General features: G+C 67.1%; 20 protein-coding genes and 1 pseudogene. 9 read left to right on the top strand and 12 right to left on the bottom strand.

Translation table 11 applies throughout. The annotated features are described in order from the left end of the window. Positions 1-132 precede the first annotated feature (132 nt). The 5 genes and pseudogenes from CKO41_RS11005 (at position 133) to CKO41_RS11025 (ending at position 3341) form a co-directional block, all read left to right on the top strand. On the top strand, positions 133-921 hold the full coding sequence (locus tag CKO41_RS11005; RefSeq protein WP_200382270.1) for a hypothetical protein: 789 nt from the start codon (positions 133-135) through the stop codon (positions 919-921). A 205-nt stretch (positions 922-1126) separates the two neighbouring features. After that, positions 1127-1513 (top strand): annotated as a pseudogene (locus CKO41_RS11010) (transposase); the annotation flags it as partial. A 330-nt stretch (positions 1514-1843) separates the two neighbouring features. Next, a complete protein-coding gene (locus CKO41_RS11015; protein WP_200382272.1) occupies positions 1844-2302 on the top strand; it encodes a hypothetical protein in 459 nt (152 codons plus the stop codon). Between the two features lie 376 nt (positions 2303-2678). Beyond that, a complete protein-coding gene (locus tag CKO41_RS11020; RefSeq protein WP_338115571.1) occupies positions 2679-2792 on the top strand; it encodes a hypothetical protein in 114 nt (37 codons plus the stop codon). A gap of 72 nt (positions 2793-2864) precedes the next feature. Continuing rightward, positions 2865-3341, top strand: a complete 477-nt coding sequence (locus CKO41_RS11025) for a Uma2 family endonuclease (RefSeq protein ID WP_338115570.1) — start codon at positions 2865-2867, stop codon at positions 3339-3341. A gap of 337 nt (positions 3342-3678) precedes the next feature. On the opposite strand, the gene CKO41_RS11030 is transcribed toward CKO41_RS11025, so the two are convergent. The 4 genes from CKO41_RS11030 to CKO41_RS11045 all read right to left on the bottom strand — a co-directional run bounded on the left by CKO41_RS11030 (position 3679) and on the right by CKO41_RS11045 (position 7820). Next, positions 3679-6045, bottom strand: a complete 2367-nt coding sequence (locus tag CKO41_RS11030) for a nitric oxide reductase activation protein NorD (RefSeq protein WP_200254201.1) — start codon at positions 6043-6045, stop codon at positions 3679-3681. Between the two features lie 44 nt (positions 6046-6089). Next, a complete protein-coding gene (locus tag CKO41_RS11035; RefSeq protein ID WP_200254199.1) occupies positions 6090-6491 on the bottom strand; it encodes a GxxExxY protein in 402 nt (133 codons plus the stop codon). Positions 6492-6534: 43 nt separating this feature from the next. Beyond that, on the bottom strand, positions 6535-7341 hold the full coding sequence (locus CKO41_RS11040; RefSeq protein ID WP_200254198.1) for a CbbQ/NirQ/NorQ/GpvN family protein: 807 nt from the start codon (positions 7339-7341) through the stop codon (positions 6535-6537). A gap of 278 nt (positions 7342-7619) precedes the next feature. After that, entirely contained in the window at positions 7620-7820 is a 201-nt protein-coding gene (locus tag CKO41_RS11045) for a CPXCG motif-containing cysteine-rich protein (protein WP_200254196.1), read from the bottom strand. Between the two features lie 288 nt (positions 7821-8108). On the opposite strand from CKO41_RS11045, the gene CKO41_RS11050 reads away from it, so the two are divergent. Next, positions 8109-9500: an MBL fold metallo-hydrolase gene (locus CKO41_RS11050; RefSeq protein ID WP_200382273.1), complete on the top strand. Its 1392-nt coding sequence runs from the start codon at positions 8109-8111 to the stop codon at positions 9498-9500. Positions 9501-9674: 174 nt separating this feature from the next. Here the strand turns inward: CKO41_RS11050 and CKO41_RS11055 are convergent, their stop codons facing one another. Next, positions 9675-11051, bottom strand: coding sequence for an FAD-binding oxidoreductase (locus CKO41_RS11055; protein ID WP_200382274.1), 1377 nt, complete (start codon positions 11049-11051; stop codon positions 9675-9677). A gap of 347 nt (positions 11052-11398) precedes the next feature. After that, the gene (locus CKO41_RS19135; protein ID WP_200250526.1) at positions 11399-11770 is read right to left on the bottom strand and encodes a DUF72 domain-containing protein; all 372 of its coding nucleotides are present in this window, start codon (positions 11768-11770) and stop codon (positions 11399-11401) included. 135 nt (positions 11771-11905) lie between these two features. On the opposite strand from CKO41_RS19135, the gene CKO41_RS11065 reads away from it, so the two are divergent. The 3 genes from CKO41_RS11065 to CKO41_RS11075 all read left to right on the top strand — a co-directional run bounded on the left by CKO41_RS11065 (position 11906) and on the right by CKO41_RS11075 (position 16187). After that, a complete protein-coding gene (locus CKO41_RS11065) occupies positions 11906-13975 on the top strand; it encodes a PhoX family protein (protein ID WP_200382276.1) in 2070 nt (689 codons plus the stop codon). A gap of 199 nt (positions 13976-14174) precedes the next feature. Further along, positions 14175-15227 carry a UDP-3-O-(3-hydroxymyristoyl)glucosamine N-acyltransferase gene (gene lpxD, locus CKO41_RS11070; RefSeq protein WP_200382278.1) on the top strand — a complete coding sequence of 351 codons (1053 nt, stop codon included), beginning with the start codon at positions 14175-14177 and terminating at the stop codon, positions 15225-15227. A 108-nt stretch (positions 15228-15335) separates the two neighbouring features. Further along, the gene (locus CKO41_RS11075) at positions 15336-16187 is read left to right on the top strand and encodes an SDR family NAD(P)-dependent oxidoreductase (RefSeq protein WP_200382280.1); all 852 of its coding nucleotides are present in this window, start codon (positions 15336-15338) and stop codon (positions 16185-16187) included. A 288-nt stretch (positions 16188-16475) separates the two neighbouring features. On the opposite strand, the gene CKO41_RS11080 is transcribed toward CKO41_RS11075, so the two are convergent. The 6 genes from CKO41_RS11080 to CKO41_RS11105 form a co-directional block, all read right to left on the bottom strand. After that, complete coding sequence (locus CKO41_RS11080) at positions 16476-17996, bottom strand: phytoene desaturase family protein (RefSeq protein ID WP_200382282.1); 1521 nt, start codon at positions 17994-17996, stop codon at positions 16476-16478. A gap of 104 nt (positions 17997-18100) precedes the next feature. Continuing rightward, positions 18101-18424: a HesB/IscA family protein gene (locus CKO41_RS11085; protein WP_200250517.1), complete on the bottom strand. Its 324-nt coding sequence runs from the start codon at positions 18422-18424 to the stop codon at positions 18101-18103. A 154-nt stretch (positions 18425-18578) separates the two neighbouring features. After that, complete coding sequence (locus tag CKO41_RS11090) at positions 18579-19943, bottom strand: cobyrinic acid a,c-diamide synthase CobB (RefSeq protein WP_200382284.1); 1365 nt, start codon at positions 19941-19943, stop codon at positions 18579-18581. 44 nt (positions 19944-19987) lie between these two features. Then, a complete protein-coding gene (nrfD, locus tag CKO41_RS11095; protein ID WP_200250515.1) occupies positions 19988-21223 on the bottom strand; it encodes an NrfD/PsrC family molybdoenzyme membrane anchor subunit in 1236 nt (411 codons plus the stop codon). Between the two features lie 16 nt (positions 21224-21239). After that, positions 21240-22031 carry a sulfate reduction electron transfer complex DsrMKJOP subunit DsrO gene (dsrO, locus tag CKO41_RS11100; RefSeq protein ID WP_200382286.1) on the bottom strand — a complete coding sequence of 264 codons (792 nt, stop codon included), beginning with the start codon at positions 22029-22031 and terminating at the stop codon, positions 21240-21242. Further along, positions 22031-22462 carry a sulfur reduction protein DsrJ gene (locus tag CKO41_RS11105; protein ID WP_200382287.1) on the bottom strand — a complete coding sequence of 144 codons (432 nt, stop codon included), beginning with the start codon at positions 22460-22462 and terminating at the stop codon, positions 22031-22033. Before CKO41_RS11105 ends, dsrO begins: the two co-directional genes overlap by 1 nt. Positions 22463-22471 lie beyond the last annotated feature (9 nt).

The following is a 22471-nucleotide window of genomic DNA, read 5'->3' on the forward strand; positions in this document are numbered from 1 at the left end:
CGCCGAAGCGAGCCCGTATTCACCTTTAACTGCTTGTTTATTCGCCGATTTGCCCGCGCTTGTCACACCCTTTTTGTCATTGCCGCCGCATGGCATTCGTCAATAAGCTTTCACTAATATGCGCGTTTATTAGTGTTTGCTTATATTATGATCTCGCTATGCGGAAATGAGAAACTTCAGATAACGATAGCCAATCACTTTCATACGCTTGATGGTCAGTACCATTATTTTCGAGAGCAGGCTGAAACATCATACATTCCACAAGAACGCGATAGAAGCAATGATCCGGTAGAGGGTGCACCGGAGATTCTCAATAGAAATTTAAGTGCTGGAAGAAGTGGCTCGTTTAATGCGTTAGCAATGATTGACGCATATTTCAGCCGTCTCGAACATTTCTTAGTACTCGCACTACCGTTTTCTAATTATGACCGCCAATCTGATAATTTGGTTGATTTTGTTGGCATGGTTTGGTCTGACAAACTCAAAAGAATACTCAATGTCAGTGAGACTTCTGTGCAAGCCTATTATGAACAGCTTGTAAGCGTTAAAGAGAAATACCGAAATACTTTTGCTCATGGAGGTTTTGAGAAGAGTGGGCAATCGTTTTATTTCCATTTGCCGAGATTTGGAGCAATTCCGGCAAGTATGTCGGGGCATCGAGAAAGCGTTCATTTCAACCTATTTCCAGTCGAGAATGACAGTTTCAACAATATTTGTAAACTCTTTGATGAGTTCGATAATTATCTGAAGAACGACGCTCTTGTTTCGACGTGGCAGTTCGCAGATAGTGGGCTCGATCTGGTCCTAGAAGAAAAGAAGCTATCCGAGATGCTGGCTGCATCAGAAGATGTTGAATCTTTTGAACAATGGATTGATAGGGAAGGCTACATAGCAGAGATGTATGCAAATGCCGATTACTAAAAAAGGGCCTAACAAAGCCATAAACTCGGACGCTAAAAAGCTACGCGATGCTTCGCTTTTTGGTGCCGGTTAAGGAAATTGGGTCAAGGAGGAAGGGGTCAGTTCTCGCATTGTAAGGTCACCGCCGGGGTCAGGAAAATAGGGTCAGGTCTTGCAATCCAGCACCGCCCGACTACACTTGGCCCATGGCCCGACCCCTTCGGAGCTCTTCGGCGATGCCTGTGAGCGGTTCAACTGGCGGTGCCACGCCTACTGCCAGATGACGAACCATTACCACGTCGTCGTCGAGACACCTGAGGCCAACCTGTCCAAGGGCATGCGCCAGCTGAACGGTGTCTACACCCAAAGGACCAACCGACGCCACGGGCTGGCCGGACACCTGTTCCAGGGACGCTTCAAAGCCATCTTGGTGGAACGCGATGCGTACCTGTTGGAGCTCGCGCGCTACGTCGTGCTGAATCCCGTGCGCGCGGGAATGGTCCCGGCGGCGGAAGGGTGGGCATGGAGCAGCTACCGGGCGATGGTCGGGCGGGCTTCGGCGCCGGCGTGGTTGGAGACGGATTGGCTACTCGGGCAGTTCGGCGAGGAACGCGGCGTCGCACGATGCAGGGGATTGCCGCGTTCTTCGGCGTGCATTACTCGACGGTGAGCCGCGCCGTACGACGCCTCAAGGCCGCACCAGACTGCAACGCGCCGGCAGCCTCAACAAAGTAGGGTGCTTGACTGCAAGACCTGACCCCAATGCGTGGAATGCGTGGGGTATGTGACCCCATAGTGGAAGCGTAGTGGAAGTAGTGGAAGTAGTGGAAGAACAACGAAGGCAAGACACTTAAGGAAATGGAAAGCGCATAACATGCGCCTACAGCGGACGCGCCAAAGGCGCGCGCCGCTGAGTCTTTACGTTGGGCGAAAAAAGATACCGATGAAAAAGACGCTTTTGTATAGACTACTTGGACTTGGTTCAGTCCCTAAGAAATTGCTCCCGCTGCTTGAACAGGAGGGTATTGTTGTCTACGATGAAGGAATGAGTGGATGGTTCATAGCAAAGCATGTCAATGGACCCGGAAAACGGTATCGTCATCGTTCAGAAGGTTTTTCTGGTTGCCTTGTGGTAACCAAAGAGAGGTTGATTTGCTACACATACGGGAAACGTCAAATCAACATCTCTTTTGAAGACCCGAAGATAGCAAATCTGTATGTCGACATACCCAAAGAAGAGAAGCTGTGTCTTTCGTTCGAGTCATCCGACTTTCAAGAAGCCTGGAATGGTTTAATTGAATTCCGATTTAATACAACCAAAGCTCACCAGTTTCGTGAAGCCTTGATCGAAATCGGCGTCCAACAAGGCGCTGCACCGGACCCCCGTTCCTCGCGCCAGTGAGCGTTAACGTTAGGTTTACAAAATGACACTTGTAACCTCGGTCACTTACCATTTCTTGGCTTAACTTAGATTCAGATTCATGCCGCCGGGGTCAGGTCTCGCATCGTAGCATTTTTTTCCGATCCGGCGGCCAGGGCGAGACATCGGCGACTCCGAGAGGCGCTGAGCCGCGTAGCTTTGTCCACCCGGGGGAAATTCAAACCGGGGTCACGGGGTCTCACAATGCACCCTTCGCGCTGTCCGGGCCGCTTTCGGTTTCCCGCTATGCTAGGTGAATCGCCCCAAAGGTTTCAGTAAGTGCCGACAACTCTTCGCGTTGGCCCTTACAGATCCCTTTTTCTTTGCAGGCGACCGAGATGATCCACCGCACATTCGCGTGGAATGCGACGACGAAATCTGCGAGTTTTGGCTGAATCAGATAGAGCTGGAGCGAAGCGGAAGATTCACCCAGGCTGAGATCCACCGCATTCACGAACTTGGTCGAACGTGAGACCAGCCAGATTGAACATCCCAGGTTGTTACCAACCCGAAAGGGATGACTCGACGGTGTCCGTCGCCGGCCGTGGCGGTCGCCGCCAAGACTGAAAACGCTTATATTTTGCGGATATACTTTCTTCAGCACTGGCGTGACTATGTGCGTTTGCCGCCCTTATTAGAGTTTTCTGAAATGCAATGGTCCGATGTCATCAATGATCCCAGCCTGCGCGATCTTCCTTATAAGATCGAACTGGATGCACAGGGAAGGATCGTGACGAGTCCAGCCTCGAACCGTCATGGGGCCCAACAGGCCAGGCTGGTCCGCCTTCTGGCGCGTCTGCTTAGCGATGGTGAGATTGCGACCGAGTGTTCTATCGGTACCCATGCGGGTGTCAAAGTCGCCGATGTCGTGTGGATGTCGCCCGAGTTCCAGCGGCAGCACGGCGATACCACGCCCTATCCGCAGGCTCCCGAGCTCTGTATCGAGATCCTGTCACCGTCGAATGCGCCCGCTGAGATCGAAGACAAGGTCCGGCTCTACCTCGGCTATGGTGCCCGATAGGTATGGACTGTGGATGAACAGGGTCAGATCAGCCTGTCAGGCCCAGAGGGGCAACGTCAGGTATCGGCTCTGCCCGGCATACAGGGACCCTTGGCGATCTAGTCGTCTGTCAGACTCGATAGGAGCGATAGAGGACACTTGATTTGCGGCCGGCGATGACGCCGGCGTGGGGGCACCCTGGCGGACTCCGCGCACATCGCCCGCCGGCGGGCGCCTACCACGCGAGTGGTTTTAGGCCGCGGCGTGCGGTCTCGGGCATTCCGCAGGCTTGCACTGGAACGCCGGGGCGGCGCGCCGAGCCGACCTCCGCGGCTCGGCGCTGCGGCCAGGTCGGTGGTCAGCCGGTCAGCGCCGCGAAGACGGCCGGGAGGCGCTCGGGGAGCCGTTCGACCTGGTCGACGATCGAGTAGCCGTTCTCGCCGAAGATGCGCGCGACGTAGCGGTCGGCATCCGGATCCAACGTCAGGCAGTAGGTGTGGATGCCGAGCCGGCGCAGGTCCTCGACGGCCTTCTTCGCGTCGTGGCGCAGGTACTGGGGGTCGCGCTCGTCGATGTCGGCCGGCTCGCCGTCGGTGATCAGCAGCACGAGCCGCTTGGTCGCGCCCTGCTGCGAGAGGTGCCAGCCGGCGTGGCGCAGCGCGGCGCCCATGCGGGTCGAGAGGCCGCCCTTCATGCCGGCCAGGCGCGACTTGGCCTCGTCGTCGTAGCGCTGACCGAAGTCCTTGAAGCGGTAATACTGGACGTCGTGCCGCCCGTCGGAGGCGAAGCCGTGCACGGCGAACGCGTCGCCGATGCTGTCGATGGCCCAGGCGAGGAGCCCGGTCGCCTCGCGGGTCAGCGTCAGGATGCTCGGGCTGTCCGGGTCGTCGGCATCGGTCGGTTCGTTCGTCGATTCGGACAGGTCCATCAGCACGACGATCGCGAGGTCGCGCAGGTGGCGGGTGATGCGAATATTGATCCGCGGGTCGGGCATCAGGCCACGGCGGATGTCGATCATCGCACGCACGGCGGCGTTGAGGTCGAGCTCCTCGCCCTCCTCGTAGCCGCGCCGGCGCACGATCCCCTGGGGTTGCAGGGCATCGATCAGGTGGCGGATGCGGCTCGCGATCGGCTTGTGCTTGGTCAGGATCTCGTCCATCCGCTCCGGGTCGCCTCGGCCCTGACGACGCTCCAGCACCGTGACCCAGTCGGGGCGGAAGAGCTGGGCCTGGTAGTCCCACTCCTGGTAGCGGTAGGGCTCGGAGACCGGCTCCTTGCCCTCGATCTGGTTGTAGGAGATGCCTTCGTCCTCGTAGGGGAAGAACTCGGTGGCGCAGATCCAGACCTCCTGGGCGTCGTCGCCGGCAGTCTCGACGTCGACCTCGTTGGCCAACTCGACGGCCGAGACGTACTTGCGCACCTGCTGCTGCGAGGCCGGCAGGTAGTCGATGCCGCGCTCGGTGAACAGGTTCTCGCTGAAGGCCCAGATGTAGCGGTTGTCGTCGCGGTAGGGCTGCGGCCAGGCCTCGAGGATGCGCAGGTTCGGCAGCGGCAGCCGCGCGGTGGCCTGGTTGTAGAAGGTGACGCCGGCGAGCCAGCTGATGCGGTTGTCGTCGGGGCGCACCGCGAGTTCGGCGCGGAAGGCGGCGGCCGCCTCGTCGACCAGCGGCTCGCCGTCGCGGTGATCCTCGTCGAGCAAGGCATGGGCGAGGCGCACCATCAGGTCGAGCATCGGGTGACGCTCGTCGTAGTCGTCATCGGGCGTCATCGGCGCCGTGAAGAACTGCAACCAGAGCTTCTTCAGGCCCGGGAAGTCGCGGATCGCCAGGTGTTCGATGCGGGCGTCCTCGAACAGGGCGATGAAGCGCATCTGCGCCGGCGAGAGCTGCTCGGCGCTGAGCCGCGCCTGGGTGTAGACCATGTGCGCGGCACAGTGGGCGGCGGCGGCCCGGTAGACCTCGAGGCCCGAGATGCCGTGCCAGACGTCGAAGGCGTCCGGCAGATGGATCTGGAAGTCCTCGATGTAGGGCTTGAGGCCCTGGCGCGACTCGTAGTCGCCCGAGGTCGGGCGCATGAAGAAGGCCCGCGCCCACAGCGCCCGCAGGTAGAAGTTGAGACGCCGCTGGTTGTCGACGAAGAGGGTGCCGCGCCGTTCCTTCTGGAGCACGGCGCGGGCCGACTCGGTCTTGAGGCCGAAGTAGGCCATCTGACCCTCGAGGTCGCGCTGATGGGCCTGGGCGCCCCACAGCGCCCAGCGGCGCAGGCCACCGAGGGTCAGCTTCGAGAGGAGTTCGTCGATGTTCTCCATCATCGGGCGCAGCCCCCGCGGGGCCTTGCCGGCGAGCTGGTGGAGCAGGCCCAGGTAGCCGCGCAGCACCTCGGCGTCGCCGAGGCGGCCGGCGGCGAGCGGCAGGCTCGCCATGATCAGCGTGATGACGGTGCCCGAGGTGTGCGAGGCGAGCTTCATCAGGGCCTCGACGATGTCGGGCACGATGTCCTCGCCGACCTCCTTGACGACCCGCGGCATCTCGCCCGCGTAGGTCAGCACCAGGTCCTGGCCCTTGCCCATCGTGCACATCGCGCGCAGACCGGTCAGGTAGTTGTCGAGCCCGCGCGGCGACATCACCCGCGAGGCCTCGTGGTAGCTCGACTCCAGCGCCTCGCGATGCGGGTGATCGGCGTCGGTGGCGAGACAGGAGACGTATTGGCTGAAATCGATGGTCATGGGATTCTTGGGCTTCTCACCGCAGAGACACGGAGGACACGGAGTCAACCGCTGAGGATGATTCGGCGGACCCCCTCTTTGAGCTGGGGCACGTTGAAATTGATGAGCAAGCCAAGCGGTTTCCCGAGTGCTCGCAGATAAGCGATCACCTGGGCCCGATGAATCGCCGCAAGCTCATCGACTGCTTTCAGCTCAACCAGAAGGGTATCCGCGACCAACAGGTCGATCCGGCCGTGGCCAACCGGATGGCCCTTGTACAGGGTATTGAACCGATACTGGCGCAGAAACGGGATGGCCTGCCTGGAAAGCTCGAAGCACAATGCCTCCTCATAGACGGCCTCCAGGTAACCCGGGCCGAGCTCGCGATGGACTTCAATCGCGGCGCCGATGACCCGCCCACTCAGTCGATTGAGGGATGGATCGAGCCCCACTTCATCTCTGCGCATCCTCTGCGCCCTCTGCGCCTCCGCGGTTCAAGCCTTGCACGCCTCAGAAATAGGTATTCACCGCCGCATCCAGCGTGTCGCGCATGTCCGGGTCGTCGGTCAGCGGCCGGACCAGGGCCATGCGGCAGGCCGGTTGCGGGTCGATGCCCTTGCCGATCAGCTGCGCGGCGTAGACCAGGAGCCGCGTCGACATGCCCTCGTCGAGTCCGTGGCCCTTGAGGTTGCGGCTGCGCTGGGCGACCTGGACTAGCTTCTCGGCGGTCGCCCGATCGACGCCACCCTCGTGGGCGACGATCTCCGTCTCGATCTCGGCGGTTGGATAGTCGAAATCGAGCGCGCCGAAGCGCTGCTTGGTCGACTGTTTGAGGTCTTTCATCAGGCTCTGATAGCCCGGGTTGTAGGAGATCACCAACTGGAAGTCGGGGTGGGCCTGAACCAGCTCGCCCTTCTTCTCCAGCGGCAGGTTGCGCCGGTGGTCGGTCAGCGGGTGGATGACGACGGTCGTGTCCTGGCGCGCCTCGACGACCTCGTCGAGGTAGCAGATGGCCCCGATCCGGGCGGCGACCGTCAGCGGGCCGTCCTGCCACTTGGTGCCGTTGATGTCGAGGAGGAAGCGCCCGACCAGGTCCGAGGCCGTCATGTCCTCGTTGCAGGCGACCGTGATCAGCGGCTTGCCGAGCCGCCACGCCATGTGCTCGACGAAGCGCGATTTGCCGCAGCCAGTCGGCCCCTTGAGCATCACCGGCATCCGCGCGGCATAGGCCGCCTCGTACATCTCCACCTCGTTGCCGACGGCCCGATAGTAGGGCTCCTCGGCGATCAGGTACTGTCCTCTGTCGATCTCGCTCATCGTTATGATCCTGGATTCTCGAGGGGACCTCGAATCGTTCGAGGTGCCTTTGATTGGGCGATTCTCGGGCCATTGCCCTCCGGGCAGGCCTTCGAGATGCAGCACGCCGACGCCGTCTGCGCACTGCCGCGGCCGTGCGCCCGGGCGACACGCCGGGGCGTTCGCGCCCTGATCGGGCACGCCCGGATGTCCCGCACCCCCAGCGGCGGCCGCGAGGGCCGATAAATGGCACACCAGCGCTACAGTTTCAAGGCCGCTGCCGAGAATTCAAGACCCCGTCAGGCATCGTCCTCGCGCCCGAGCGTGACCTGCGGCGGCTCGTCGTCGCCCGCGCCCAGGGTGACGGTCACGACCATCGGGGCGCAGCAGACCGAGCAGTCCTCGACGTAACGCTGCGAGCCGGCGCTCAGGTCGATGAGGATCTCCAACGGCTCACCACATGACGGGCAGTGCCGCCGATAGGTCTCCAGTGGATTCATGACGACCTCCGCTGCGAGGTTGGGGTGCGCTGCCGGCGCGGGGCGCGCTCGGCAGCCCTTCGTGGAACAGATGGCGGCGGGGGACGCGCAGCCACAGGGGCCGAGCGCCGTCGTCCTCGCGACGATGGCGCCCGTGCCCGGGGGACGGCCCCGATCTTGCGGCCCTCGCCGCGGAGACCGCTGGCGGCCCACAGCCCGATCCGGCCCCGGCAAAACCACCATCGTCGGTGGTTTTCGCCCGCCGGCGCGGCCCGTGCCGGTCGCCGGCCAGCCAGACGGGAGATCATCATGTTCTTCAAGCAGTTCTATCTCGAGAGCCTCGGCCACGCGTCCTACTTCGTCGGCTCGGAGGAGACCGGCGAGGCCCTGGTGCTCGACGTGCGCCGCGACGTGGAGACCTACTTCGCCGAGGCGCGCAACCAGGGGATGCGCATCCGCTACGCCTGCGACACCCACCAGCACAACGACTATCTGACCGGGATCTGCGAGCTGCCCGCGCGCGGCGATATCGAGCTCCTGTCCGGGGCGCGCGCCGAGCTCGGCTACCCGACGCGGTCGCTGGAGGACGGCGCGCGCCTCGAGATGGGCGAGGTGACGATCGAGCTCTTGCACACACCCGGGCACACGCCGGAGCACATCAGCCTGCTGCTCACCGACCGCTCGCGCGGCGACGAGCCGGCGATCCTCCTCTCGGGCGGCGCCCTGCTGGTCGGCGATCTGGCCCGCCCCGACCTGCTCGGCGACGAGGAGGCGACGCGCCGTGGCGCCGAGCAGTTCTGCGAGACGCTCCAGGGCAAGATCCTGACGCTACCGGACTTCGTCGAGGTCTACCCGACCCATGTCGCCGGCTCGCTCTGCGGCGGCCACATCGGCAGCCGGCTATCGACGACGATCGGCTACGAGCGGCGGCTGAACAGGCTCCTCGCCGACCTCTCCGACGCCAACGCGCTGGTGCGCCATTGCCTGGACCTGAAGGATCTGCCGGCGGTGCCACCCTACTGGCCGCGGATGCGTCGGCTCAACACGGCCGGTCCACCGCCGCTCGGGGTCCTGGCCGACCCGCCGCCGCTCGGCGTCGAGGCGTTCGAACATCGGCGCCGCGACGGCGCGATCGTCCTCGACTGCCGCTCCCCGGAGGCCTTCACGGCGCACGTCCCGGGGGCCGTCAACGTCGGCATCGGCACCTCGTTCCCGACCTGGGCCGGCAGCGTACTGCCCTACGACAGGCCGCTGATCCTCGTCCTGGAGCAGCCGGACGACCTCTGGGAGGTCTGCTGGCAACTGCTGCGCATCGGCTACGAACTGCCGCAGGGCTGGCTCGCCGGGGGCATGCTCGCATGGCGCACGGCCGGGATGCCGATCGACATCCTGCCGCAGTGGACCATCTGGCAGCTCCACGAGGCGATCGAGAGGGACCGCGATCTGCTCGTGCTCGACGTCCGCCAGCCGGCCGAGTGGTCGGCCGGGCACATCGCCCGGGCGACCCACATCACCGGCGCCGAACTCACCCGCCGCCTCGACGAGATCCCGCGCGAGCGCCCGGTCGCCGCGATCTGCGGCAGCGGTTACCGCTCGTCGGTCGCCGCGAGCATCCTCCAGCGCCACGGCCACCCGGCCATCTTCAATGTCCTCGGCGGGATGACCGGCTGGCAGGCCGAGGGGCTGCCGGTCACCGACTGAGCCACGTACCGCAGTTGACCGCGTCACCGTAGCGGTAAGGCAACGGATCGGCGGCTCCCGCACGCGCGCCCAAGGGCCGGACGATGGCGGGCCAGCACCCGGAGCGGCGTCGGCGTCGACGTCGTCCCCGCCCGCGAGACGATCACCACGGCGACCGGCCCCGCGCGTGCACCCTCATCGGGGCGGGATGTTCTGGTTTCGGCGGAACAGATTGTCGGGGTCATACTGCGTCTTGACGTCAACGAGTCGTTCGTAGTTGCCCCGATAGGCGGACCGCACCCGTGCCTCGCCCTCCTCTTCGAGAAAGTTCACATAGGAACCACCAGCCGAGTACGGGTGCAGATCTTGCCAATAGCCGCGCGCCCAGTCGCGGACACGGTCGCCATCCGCCGGGTCCTCGGCCACGCCAGCGATCAGGGACGACCACTGGCAGTCGCGATAGGCGAAGGCGGTCGCGTCGCTCGCGACCTGCTGCACGACCCCGTCGATGGGATAGAGGTGCATCGTCGACAGGGGCGTTGGCAGGCCGCGCGCGTGGCGTCCATGCTTGTCCACGGCCTCGTCCGGGATCTCGTTGACGAAATCCCCCTTCCAGTACCATTGCAGCCCGGGCGGATAGAATTGGTCGAAGAGGCCTTGCAGCAACGGATAGGGGACGGTGTCGATGTGCTCGAATAGCGGGTCGTGGACGCCGCGTACCTGTGCCAGCACCTCGTCGGCGCGTTCCGGTGGACCGCTGTAGCACCAGAGAACCGAGCAGACCCGGCGGCCATGCAGGCCCGACGGGAACAGCGGCGAGGGGGGAACCTCGAGAAAGGCGAAGAAGCCGTAGAGCTCGCGCGGCGCGCGGGGCATGAACTCCCGATACCACTTGAGGATCACCTCCGCATCGTCCATCGACCAAAACGCCGGACCGGCCTGGACCATCGCGACGGGATGCAGCCGCAACAGAAACGAGGTCACGACGCCGAAATTGCCGCCGCCACCGCGCAAGGCCCAGAACAGATCGGGATGCTCCTCGGCGCTGGCGCGGACCAGGCTGCCGTCGGCGAGTGCCACATCGGCCTCGAGGAGATTGTCGATGGTCAGTCCGTACTGGCGCGAGAGGTAGCCGTGGCCACCGCCGAGCGTGAGGCCGGCGACACCGGTCGTCGAGATGATGCCGCTGACCGTGGCGAGCCCGAAGGCGTGGGTCGCATGGTCGACATCTCCCCAAGTGCAACCTGGCTCGACGCGCACGGTACGCGCCTGCGGGTCGACGCGAATGCCCTTCTGCGACGAGAGATCGACGACCAATCCATCGTCGCAGAGGCTCAGTCCCGCACCATTGTGCCCCCCGCTGCGCAAGGCGAGCGTGACATCATTGTCGCGGGCGAAGCGAATGGCCCGCATCACGTCGGCGACATCGGCGCAGCGCGCGATCAGGGCCGGACGCTTGTCGATCATCCCGTTGTAGATGCGCCGCGCCGACTCGTAGGCGGGATCCTCGGGCTGAATCAGGTGCCCGCGCAGTTGATTGGCAAACTCACCGATCTGCCTTGCTTCGCGCATGATTGGCCTCCTCGTTGGCGTTCGGCCCGGCAACCGTCGCTCGCGATTCGAGACGATAACCGGACGCTTGGCTCGCGCACCGATCTTGGCCACCGCGCACCAGTGATCGGCGTTGCCAAACGGGCGGCAAGAACTACTCCAGGCGCCCCCACCCGAGTCGGCGAGCGACTGAGGGACCCGCGCACCCTCGGCCCGCCGCCCGTCGGTCGCATTGCCCCCGCCCCGTCGGCAAATGCCCCGACAGCCGATGCCCGGCGGCCCGCACGGGCGGCCACGACGGAGCCATCGACACGCGAGTCGCCGGCGTCAACCGGTGCCGACCCGCTCGCGCACCGGAGCCCGGAGCGTCAGCGCGTTGCGCACGCCAAGACCAGCCTCGTCGCTGGCGAAGCGGACGTAGACGAAGTCGGCCGTGAGGCGCTCGGGCGTGCGGAAGCCGTCGAACTCGTAGAGGCAGAGCGCCGCGCCAGACGGGGCAGCAGGTCATAGACGGGCTCGACGAGCCAGCCGTGGTCACGCAACTCGAAGGCGTGGCGGAAGCCACCATCGAGCGCGGCTGGGAATCCTCGAAGCCGCCGTGGATCGACGCGCCAGCACGGCGGGAGCTGGAACAGGATCGGCCCGAGCCGCCCGGCGCACGCGGACAGGCCCAGTCGCGCCCCTGCGTGCCTGATCGCCCTGCCGCCAAGGGCCGATCCGGCGGCGGAATACCGGACCATCGTCGAAGAATCTTCACGGCCCGGTCACCCATCGGTCACAAGCCCACTCCATCTAGGTCCTGCGCCGGCCGCCTTGCCGGCGCACACCGACCGCCGAGACGCCCAAACCCACCTGATTGACCCGAGGTATCGACGATGGATGACAAGACCCATGCGCCCAATCCAGACAATTTTCGTTGGGATAATGACGGTACCGCCGATGTGCTCCCCGGGACGGCGACCCGTCCCACCGCCGGCGAGCCGCTCGCCAGCGTCATCGACCGCGCGATCAGCCGCCGCGCCCTGCTGAAGGGTTCGGCCGTCGCCGGCGCGACGCTCGTGATCGCGCCGAGCGCGCTCCTGGCCCCGTCGCCCGCCGTGGCCGCGCCGCGCCACCGCGACCCGGGCAGCCGCCTGACCTTCGAGACGGTGCCCCCGGGCAACGAGCCGGATATCGTCGTACCGCCCGGCTACTCGGTCGACATCCTCCTGCGCTGGGGCGACCCGCTGACGCCCGCGGCGCCCGAGTTCGATGTCGACCAGCAGAGCCCCGCGGCCCAGGCCCAGCAGTTCGGGTTCAACGCGGACCTGGTCCTCTGGTATCCGCTGCCGCGCCTCGTCGCACGCTCGGTCGGTATCCGCGGCCGCCTCGGGGCGATCGCCAACCGCAGCCTCGGCCTCCTCTACCCGCGGCTCGCCACGCAGACCAGCCGACACGCGCTCGTGGTGGTCAATCACGAGTACACATCGGGCGTCGACATGTTCCCCGGTTACGACAGCGCGGCCCCGACCGCCGAGCAGGTGCGGATCGAGATCGAGGCGCATGGCTTCTCGATCGTCGAGCTGCGCCTCGGGGACGACGGTCGCTGGCGCTTCGAGCGCGGCTCGCCGTTCAACCGCCGCTCGACCGGCTCGACGCCGATCGAGATCGCCGGCCCATTGCGCGGCCATGCCCTGATGCGCACGTCGGCCGATCCGGACGGGGTCGAGGTGCTCGGCTCGCTGAACAACTGCGCCGGCGGCAAGACCCCCTGGGGGACGATCCTGACCTGCGAGGAGAACTTCGATCAGTACTTCGCGAACTTCGCCGCCGTCACCGGCGCGAGCCGCGCCGTCAGCGAACGCATCCCGGCCCCGGACGGGGCGAGCGAGCGCCGCTGGGAGGATGTCGTCGAGCGCTTCGACCTCGCCAAGGAGCCGAACGAATACAACCGCTTCGGCTACGTGGTCGAGGTCGACCCCTACGACCCGGGTACCCCCGCGAAGAAGCGCACCGCGCTCGGTCGCTTCAAGCATGAAGGGGCCGCGGCGCGCATCGCCCGCGACGGGCGGGTCGCGATCTACAGCGGCGACGACGCCCGCTTCGAGTACGTCTACAAGTTCGTCAGCGCCGGCACCTACGACCGCTTCGACCGCGCGGCCAATCTGGACCTGCTCGACCGGGGCACCCTCTATGTCGCACGCTTCGACGTCGGCGATGTCGCGGGGGACGATATGGGCGACGGCGTCTGGCTCGAACTCTCGCCGGACAATCCGGTGCTGGCGGACTGGACGCTGGAGGAGATCCTGCTCGACACCCGCGGCGCCGCCGATCGCGTCGGGGCGACGCCGATGGACCGCCCGGAGGACGTCGAGGTCAGCCCGCAGACCGGCAAGGTCTACATCGCCCTGACCAACAACTCCCGCCGCACCGAGCCGGACGAGGCCAACCCGCGGATCGCCAACGAGCACGGCCACATCATCGAGCTGGTCGAGGACGACCCGGCCGACCTGACCTTCCGATGGAATATCCTCGTCAAGTGCGGCGACCCGACCGTCGCCGAGCACGACACGCGCTTCGGCGACATCCCCGACCCGGTCGCGGCCGGCATCAGCCCGATCGCGGATCCGGACAATCTGGTCCACGACGATGACGGCAACCTCTGGATCGCCACCGACGGCCAGTACTTCAGCGGCAGCGTCGGCTTCGGCCAGAACGACGGCATCTTCGCCGTGCCCGTCGAGGGGACCGATCGCGGCCGGCTGCGCCAGTTCCTCTCGGGCGTGCCGGGCGGCGAGGTCTGCGGCCCGGAGTTCTCCGGCGACAACAAGACCTTCTTCTGCGCGATCCAGCACCCGAACGACGGCGAGGCCTTCGCCAAGCTCTGGCCGACCGATGAGACCCGGGTCTCCAAGCCGAGCCTGATCGCGGTTCGGCGCAACGACGGCCGCAAGATCGGCCGCTGAGGACCCGCCCGCCGCCAAGCCGCTGCGGCCCGGCGGGCCGACGCGGGGCCGATCCAGACCTCGCCGCAGAGACCGCGGGGCGGCCGCCTGGCCGCCCGCCCAGGGTCGGCGCGCGGCGGACACGCTGACAGCACACCGCGCAAGGCCCATACTCGGTGGCCTGGCGGCAGGCCCTGCCGCCCCACCCGATGGTGCCCAAATGGTCCTGACCCTCCCCCAACTCTGTGCCCGACTCGGCATCCCGGTCCCCACCCTCGCCGGCAGGCCGGTGACGATCCAGGGGGTCAGCACCCTGGAACTGGCCAGCGAGACGGACCTCTGCTTCGCCGAGCGCCTGGACCAGACCGCGCGCGTCGCCACGAGCCACGCCGGGGCGATCCTGGTCCCGCTCGACTTCCCCATCCTCGCCGGACCTCGGCTGATCCGCGTCCCGGATCCGCGCGCCGGGTTCTTCGGCATTGCCGAGTCCTTCATCCCTGTGCCCGACACGCGCGGCATCCACGCGAGCGCGGTAATCGACGGCGACGCGGTGCTCGGGGAGGATGTCGCCGTCGGCGCCTGCGCCGTGATCGCGGGCGGCGTGCGGATCGGCGCCCGGTGCCTCATTGGGCCCGGCTGCTATTTGGGGCCCGGCGTGACGCTGGGGACCGACTGCCGGATCGAGGCCAATGCGACCCTGCACCGGGACAGCCGGGTGGGGGCGCGCTGCAGGATCCATTCGGGCGCCGTGATCGGGGGCGACGGCTTCGGCTATCAGTGGGACGGCCAGGCCCACCGCAAGGTGCCTCAGCTCGGGCGGGTCGAGATCGAGGACGACGTCGAGATCGGCAGCAACTGCTGCATCGACCGCGCGACCCTTGGGATCACGCGGATCCGCCGCGGCACCAAGGTCGACAATCTGGTTCAGATCGCCCACAACACGGACATCGGCGCCCATGCGATCCTCGTCGCCCAGGCGGGGGTGGCCGGCAGCGCGACGGTCGGGGCCGGGGCGCTGATCGCCGGCCAGGTGGCGATCTCCGATCACGTCGAGGTGGGCGCTGGGGCACGCGTCGGCGGCCAGTCCGGCGTGACCAGGGATGTGCCCGCCGGCGCGGCGGTCTTCGGCACCCCGGCGCGTCCGATGAGGGAGACCTTCAAGGAGCTGGCGGCCTTGGCCCAGTTGCCGCGCCTGCTCAAGCAATTCAAGGTGCAGCGCCGGGAGATCGAGGCATTGGAACGACGTTTGGCGGAACTCGAACGCGGGCGCTGATCTAGAACGTGCACACCGTCACGCCGTCCCAACCGCCCCAGGCGCCCTCGGTCGCGGATCCGCGCGATAATGGCGCCACCCTGCGGACCGCCGAGACGGAGCAAGACCATGCCCACCGAACACCGCGCCATCCTCATCACCGGCTGTTCCAGCGGCATCGGCCACGCCTGCGCCCACGGGCTCGCCCGGCGCGGCTACCAGGTCGTCGCCTCGGCGCGACGCGCCGCCGACGTCGCCCGGCTGCGCGAGGAGGGTCTCCAGGCCGTACGCCTCGACGTCGACGACCCGGCGAGCATCGCCGAGGCGGTCGCGGCGACGCTGGAGCAGACCGGCGATCGACTGTGGGGCCTGTTCAACAACGCCGGCTTCGGCCAGCCGGGGGCGGTCGAGGACCTGACCCGCGAGGCCCTGCGCGGCCAGATGGAGACCAACCTGCTCGGCGCCCACGACCTGGCTTGCCGGCTGATCCCGGTGATGCGCCGCCAGGGCGGCGGGCGCATCGTCCAGAACAGCTCGCTGCTCGGGCTGGTCGGCCTGCCCTACCGCGGCGCCTATGTCGCGAGCAAATTCGCCCTCGAGGGGCTCACCGACTGCCTGCGCCAGGAACTGCGCGGCAGCGGCATCCATGTCGCGCTGATCGAACCAGGCCCGATCACCAGCCGCTTCCGTGATAACGCCTACGCGATGTGGCGCCGCCACATCGACACCAGCCACAGCCCCCACCGCAGGGCCTACGAGGCGATGGAGGCGCGCCTCCTCCGCGAGGGGCCGGTGCAGCCCTTCACCCTGCCCCCCGAGGCCGTGCTGCGGCACCTGATCCATGCCCTGGAGAGCCCGCGCCCGCGCCCGCGCTACTACGTGACGCTGCCGACGCATCTGGTCGGGGCGGCACGCCGGTTGCTCCCGACCCGCGGCCTCGACTGGCTGCTGCACAAGATCTCGCGCGGCGGGGCCGGTTGACGCCCAATGGCGACTGCGGATGCGGGGGAGATCGCCGGCAAGCCGGCTCCTACGGACCCGCCACGACAACCGCCGCCAGCCCTCGAATCGCAGGAGCCCGCCTGCAGGCGACCGATGGAAGGCGATCCCTAAGCCGATTTCTGTCAACAAACCTGCCGTCTGGCTGGTCTTTTCGCCCGCCTTCCGTGTCGCGAGCGCACTCACATCGCTGGGCTAGGCTCCTGCGCTCGCTCCTTGAAGATAAACGAACGTCCGGCGTCATCCGGTCGGTTTGTTTCCGGCAATCGCCTAACGACGGGTCTTGAGGAGTCCGTCGACCTCGGCCGGCGAGACCAGCGTGTTGGCGCAGAGGATCCCGGAGGCGGCAGCGGCCGGCACCCCCACGCCGGGGCGGGTGCTGTCGCCGACCCGGTAGAGGCCGCGGATCGGGGTGTGGCAACTCGGGAAGAGGCCGTCGGCGGCCGTGATCGCCGGGCCGTAGGTGCCCTGGTGGCGGCGCAGATAGCGGGCATGGGTCAGCGGGCTGGCGCTCAGCTCCAGCACGACGCGCTGGCGGATATCCGGGATGATCCGCTCCAGCGCCCGATAGATGGCCTCGGTGCGCTCGCGCTTGCGCGCCTCGTAGGCCTCGTCGCCGCGCTCGCAGCCCTCCCAGGCGGCCCAGGGCTCGAGCGTAAAGGCATGGACCGCGTGGTGGCCCTCCGGGGCGAGCGACGGATCGAGGAGCGACGGGATCGAGATCACGAAGACCTTCCCCGGCACCGTGACGTCCTCGCCGTCCTCGACGACCACATGGTGGGGATGGAGCGCACCGAGGCCGTCGGCACGGATCCCCAGGTGCAGGTGCATGAAGCTCGGCGTCGTCGGGGTGCGCAGGGCCGCCGCGCGGTACTTGGCGGGCAGGTCTTCCGCGGCCAGCAGCGCGCCGGCCGTATCCCAGATCGAGGCGTTGGAGATGACGACGGGGGCCCGCAGCTCCTCACCGTCGCGCAGCCGCACGCCGCGCGCCGCGCCGCCCTCGACCAGGATCCGCTCGACGTGGGCGCGGGTGCGCAGGGTCCCGCCCCAGCGTTCGAGGGCCCGCACCAGGGCGGCGGCGATCGACTCGGTGCCGCCCTTCGGATAGTCGATGACCGACTGGTCGCGCTCGCCGAACATGATCGCGATCGCGGGGACCGGGGTCTCGCGGGCGTTGAGCGTCGTCACCAGGAAGCATTCCAGATCGATCAGGCGCCGCGCCCAGGGGTCGGCGATGTGCCGATCCGCGACCTGACCGACCGAGCTGTAGATGAGCCCGAGATGACGCATCATCCGGGGCATTGCGATCGGGTAGCGGCGCATCAGGAAGGGCACCAGCCGCTTGTCGGCGCGCAGGCCGAGGACCGGGATCGCGGAGAGGACCCGGTAGAGCTCCATGAAGCGCTGCTCGAGCGCCGCGAGCTCCTCGGCACCGCGCGGCGAGAACCGGGCGGCGGCGGCGCGATAGTCACGCCAGCGTCCGTGCACCGGGAAGGTGCCCTCGGGCAGGTGATAGAGGCTCAGCGGGTCGTACGGCACCGCCTCGAGCGACTCGCCGAGGGCCGCTAGCACCTGGCTGAGCGGGTTCAGCGAGCGCGGGTCGCCGAGGCCCCAGAACAGCGATGGACCGGCATCGAAGCGAAAGCCCTGGCGCGTGAAGCAGTGCGCCGCCCCGCCCGCGGTGCGGTGGCTCTCGCAGACGACGACCCGACGGCCGTAGCGGGCGAGCAGTCCCGCCGCGACCAGCCCACCGATCCCGCCGCCGATGACGATCACGTCCGCATCTCGCATGTCGACCTCCCGGGGATTCCGCGGCCGCGCTGCGCGACCAGCGCCAGCCTGTCGTTCTCAGATGGTGGCCCGCCCGGGCGATCCTCGACCGCCCGGTCGCCGCGTCAGCCGGCGGCGTCGTCGCGCGGCGGGACGTAGGTCGGATCGAGCGGATTGAGAAAGATGAAGTGCTGGTGGCCGGGCTCGATCTCGACATAGTCGAGGGTCGTCTGCTCCAGCAAGGGGACCTGCTCCGGGGCCATGACGATGTCGATGCCCTCGCTCGTGAAGCGCAGATCCTCTTCGCCGACCGTATCGAAACCCATCCGGTAGTCGATCGAGCCGTCGGCCTGGCGCGCTGCCGCCAGGCGCAGCGACAGTCCCTCGCTACCGCCCTGCCTGGCCGCCTTCAAGATCTGCTCGGCGGCCGCTGCTGTTATCTTGAACATGCCTACTCGCTCTCTTTGGGTTCTGTCCTTGGAAGTTCGCCGTGCGGAGGCGGCGCGTCCGCGCCCCTCCCAGGGGGGATGCTAACAAAAGGACGCCTCGAAGGATCCAGGACGCCTGGCAGGGATGGCGGCCCGGGGCCACCGCGAGCCCGCCTCATCCGCGCGCGGCGGCGACATAGGCCAGGAAGCGGCGCGGCCAGTCGCTGCCGCCGACGCCGCGCAGGTGGCTGTAGCAGGCCAAGACCCGCTGCTGGACGATGCCGTCGTGGCGACCGTCGAGGCCGGTCCCCCGTTCGACGGCATAGGCGTAGCGCCAGTCGGGGGCCGGCGCGACGAGCGCCGAGTGGTGGAACTCGTGGGCGCGGACCTCGCGGCCCACGGTCGCCGACCAGGGAAAGGCCTCGGTCTCGCGCAGCCGGACATAGCCATGCCCCCGTGGGCGGGCATGCATCGCGACGTCGGCCGCCAAGACGCCGCACATCGCGGCGCGCCGCTCGCCCCAGTGAAGGCCGCGGCACAGGTACATCAGGCCGCCGCACTCGGCATAGACGGGCCGGCCCGCCGCGGCGAAGTCGGCGACGGCCGCGCGCAAGACCCGGTTGGCCTCCAGGTCGGCCATCCGGCACTCGGGAAAGCCCCCGCCGATGAACAGGGCGTCGACCGGCGGCAAGTCGGCATCGTGCAGCGGGCTGAAGTCGACGAGTTCGGCACCGGCCTCGGCGAAGGCCAGCAGGTCGTCCGGGTAATAGAAGCCGAAGACCTCATCGCGGGCGATGCCGATCCGCAACCCGGCATGGGTGCGATCCGCCGGCGCGGGGGCCGGCACCGCCGCCGGCGGGGCCGCCGTCGCGGCAACGGCCAGGATCGCCTCGACGTCGACCTGGTCGGCGACGAAGGCGCGGATCGCCTCGATCTGGGCCTCGGCCTGGCCGGCCTCGTTGACCGGGATCAGGCCCAGGTGGCGCTCGGCGATCTGGATCTCTTCGGCGCGACGCACGAGGCCCAGGACCGGAAGGTCCGTGAAGTGCTCGACGGCGCGCCGCAGGGTCCCGGCATGACGCGCGCTGCCGACCTTGTTCAGGATGACGCCGGCGATTCGCAGGTCGCGGTCGAAGGCCTGGTAGCCGAGCAGCAGCGGCGCGATGCCGCGCGCCATGCCGTGGCAGTCGACGACGAGCACGACGGGCGCGCCGAGCAGCTTGGCGAGTTCGGCGTTGCTCGTCGAACCGGCGATGTCGACGTCGTCGAAGAGGCCGACGTTGCCCTCGATCAGGCCGAGGTCGGCGCCGAGTTGGCGCGCGAACAGGGTGTGGATCTCCGCGCGCGCCATCGTGTGGAAGTCGAGGTTGAAACAGGTCTGGCCGCTCGCTTGGGCGAGCCAGAGCGGATCGATGTAGTCCGGCCCCTTCTTGAAGGGCCGCGGCGCCAGGCCGCGCCGGCGCAACTCCCGGGCGAGCCCGATCGACAGGGTCGTCTTGCCCGAGGACTTCTGGGTCGCGGCGATGTAGAGGTGGGCCATCGCTCACTGGCCCCCGGCGGCCCGCGCCGGGGGCGCCGCCTCGCTCAGGCCTTGCTTGCCCGCAGCGTCGCGTGGGGATCGACGATGTCGTCGGCGAGCGACTCGGGCAGGAATTGGAGCACCCGCACCCCGACTGCGGCGATGAACAGGGCCACGCCGACCCCGCCGACCCCGAGCAGCACCTCGGGCAACGTCGGCGCATAGGGCGCCGGCAGACCGCCGGCACCACCCGGGATCCCGGACTCCAGGACGATGTGCCCCGGGAACATCGGCATCGGATAGACCTGGCTGCCGATGATGATGACGGCCATCGCCGCCAGACCGCCGAGGATCACCAGGGTGCAGGCCGCGACGATCCAGCCGCGCTGGGCACCGAGGACGGGGTGGTAGATGATGCCGATCGGCAACAGGCCGCCGACCAGGACCCAGCCGATCCAGAAGAGCAGCGTATAGGCGCCGCCGTCGCGCAGGATCCAGGAGACCAGCCCGTAGTGCTGGGCGCCATAGACCTTGGTCAGGTGGTAGACGAGCGTGAAGTAGAGCACCCCGGCGACGAACAGCGCGAGCAGCCGCGAGAGCCGGCGCAGCATCTGATCGCCGATCGGCCGGCCTTCCTGGGCGAACGCGAACAGGAGCACCAGGATGAAGATCGCGAGCCCATAGGCGAACGACATCAGCACGAACATCGGCGCGAGGATCGCCGTATCGTAGGCCTCGCGCGCGACGAGAAAGCCGAAGATCGAGCCAGTGCCGGTCGTCAGCGCCAGGCGCCAGAGGACCGCGAAGACCCCGACGGAGTGCGTGTACTTGTTGCCGGTGCGCTCGGCCATCGTCCACAGATAGGCGATCACGACGACCATGAAGCCGGTGTAGAGAAAGATGTTCCAGGCGAAGATCGAGCGGAAGTTGTAGTGCGTCATCGCGACGATCAACCGATCCGGCCGACCCAGATCGAGGACCAGCACCAGGAGCCCCCCCGTCAGCAGGGCGACGGCGAGGAGGCCCGACAACCGCCCGAGCGGCTTGTAGGCGCTGCGCCCGAAGACGCTGCCGATCGAGGCGACGTTGAGGGCGCCCGAGGCGGCGATGACGAGGAAGACCGCGAAGATGTGCGGCGTGCCCCAGACCACCGAGTTGTTCATGCCCGTGACCCAATGGCCGACATGTTCGGTGTAGAGCGCCGCCGCCGCTCCGCCGCCGATGACGGCGAGCAGGAGCGCGAGCAAGCCCCAGTAGCGGGCGGGCTCGATCCGCCACTCCCGATAGATGATGCGTTTCATCTCGACAACTCCCGCCCTAGAGGCCCGCGTAACGCACGCCGGTGTTGAGCTTGAGGTCCTCGCGGATCTGGCGATTGGGCTGCGCCCGCAGCGCCTGGCTCAGGGCACTGTCGGGATCCTTGAGGTCACCGAAGACGATGGCCCCGTGTCCATCCTTCGCGCAGGCCTCGGCGCAAGCGGTCGTCAACTCGCCGCGGTCGAGGCGGTGGACGCACAGGGTGCAGCTCTCGACGCAGCCCTTGCCGCGCGGCGCCCGGGTCAGCTTCTCCTCGACCTCGGCATGGATGAAGGAGCGGGCCTTGTACGGGCAGGCCATCATGCAGTAGCGGCAGCCGATGCAGGTGTGGCGATCGACCAGGACGATGCCATCGGCGCGCTTGAAGGAGGCCCCGGTCGGGCAGACGTCGACGCACGGCGGGTGCTCGCAATGCTGACAGAGGATCGGCAGGTTGCTGATGCGCCCGCTCACCTGGTCCTGGAGCTTGACCTTGCGGATCCAGGCCGAGCGCTGCTGGAGCCATTCCGCCTCGCTCTGCCCCTCGGGCTTGGCCTGGAGATCCAGGCCGTTCTCGCGGTTGCAGGCCGTCACGCAGGCGTCGCAGCCGTCGGCGCATTTGGTCGTGTCGATGAGCATGCCCCAACGGTGCGCGCTCGTCGCGCCCTCCGTGCGTCCCTCCGCGTCGCTCGACTGGGCCGTCGCGACCGTGTGCAGGAACACGCCCGGGGCGACGACCGCCGTCGTGACGCCCGCAGCCGTGCCGAGGAAGCGGCGGCGTTCTTGATCGATCTTCTCGTGCGCGTCGTTCATCACTGGTTGCCTTCCTCCGGCGCACGCGCGCCATGGCCCGCCGCGGGGGCCGCGTGCTCCGGGACGCCCTTATGGCACTGGAAGCAATCGAGGGTCACGGCCGCGAAGGCGTGGCAGGTCTGGCAGAACTGCCCCTTCGCCGCCACCGGGACCGGTTGCCCGTCATCGTAGCTCGCATGGCAGGCGACGCAGCCGGCGAGGCTGTACTTGATCGAGCGGATCCCGCCGTGGACCGTCGCGTCGCGCTGATGACGGATCAGCTCCATATGGTTGCGGCGCATCACATCGGTCGGCTCGACGCACTGCCCGAGTTGGGCGGCCTCGGAACCAGGTACCACGTAATTCTTGCCGAATGCCGGGGCCGCCAGGGCGCAGAGCGCCCAGAGCAGCCCGACGACGACGAGGCGGCCTCGTACCGCGGCTAGAACCATCGACGCCTC

The organism is Thiococcus pfennigii (assembly GCF_016583835.1).
In the GTDB taxonomy this organism is placed as follows: Bacteria; Pseudomonadota; Gammaproteobacteria; order Chromatiales; family Chromatiaceae; genus Thiococcus; species Thiococcus pfennigii.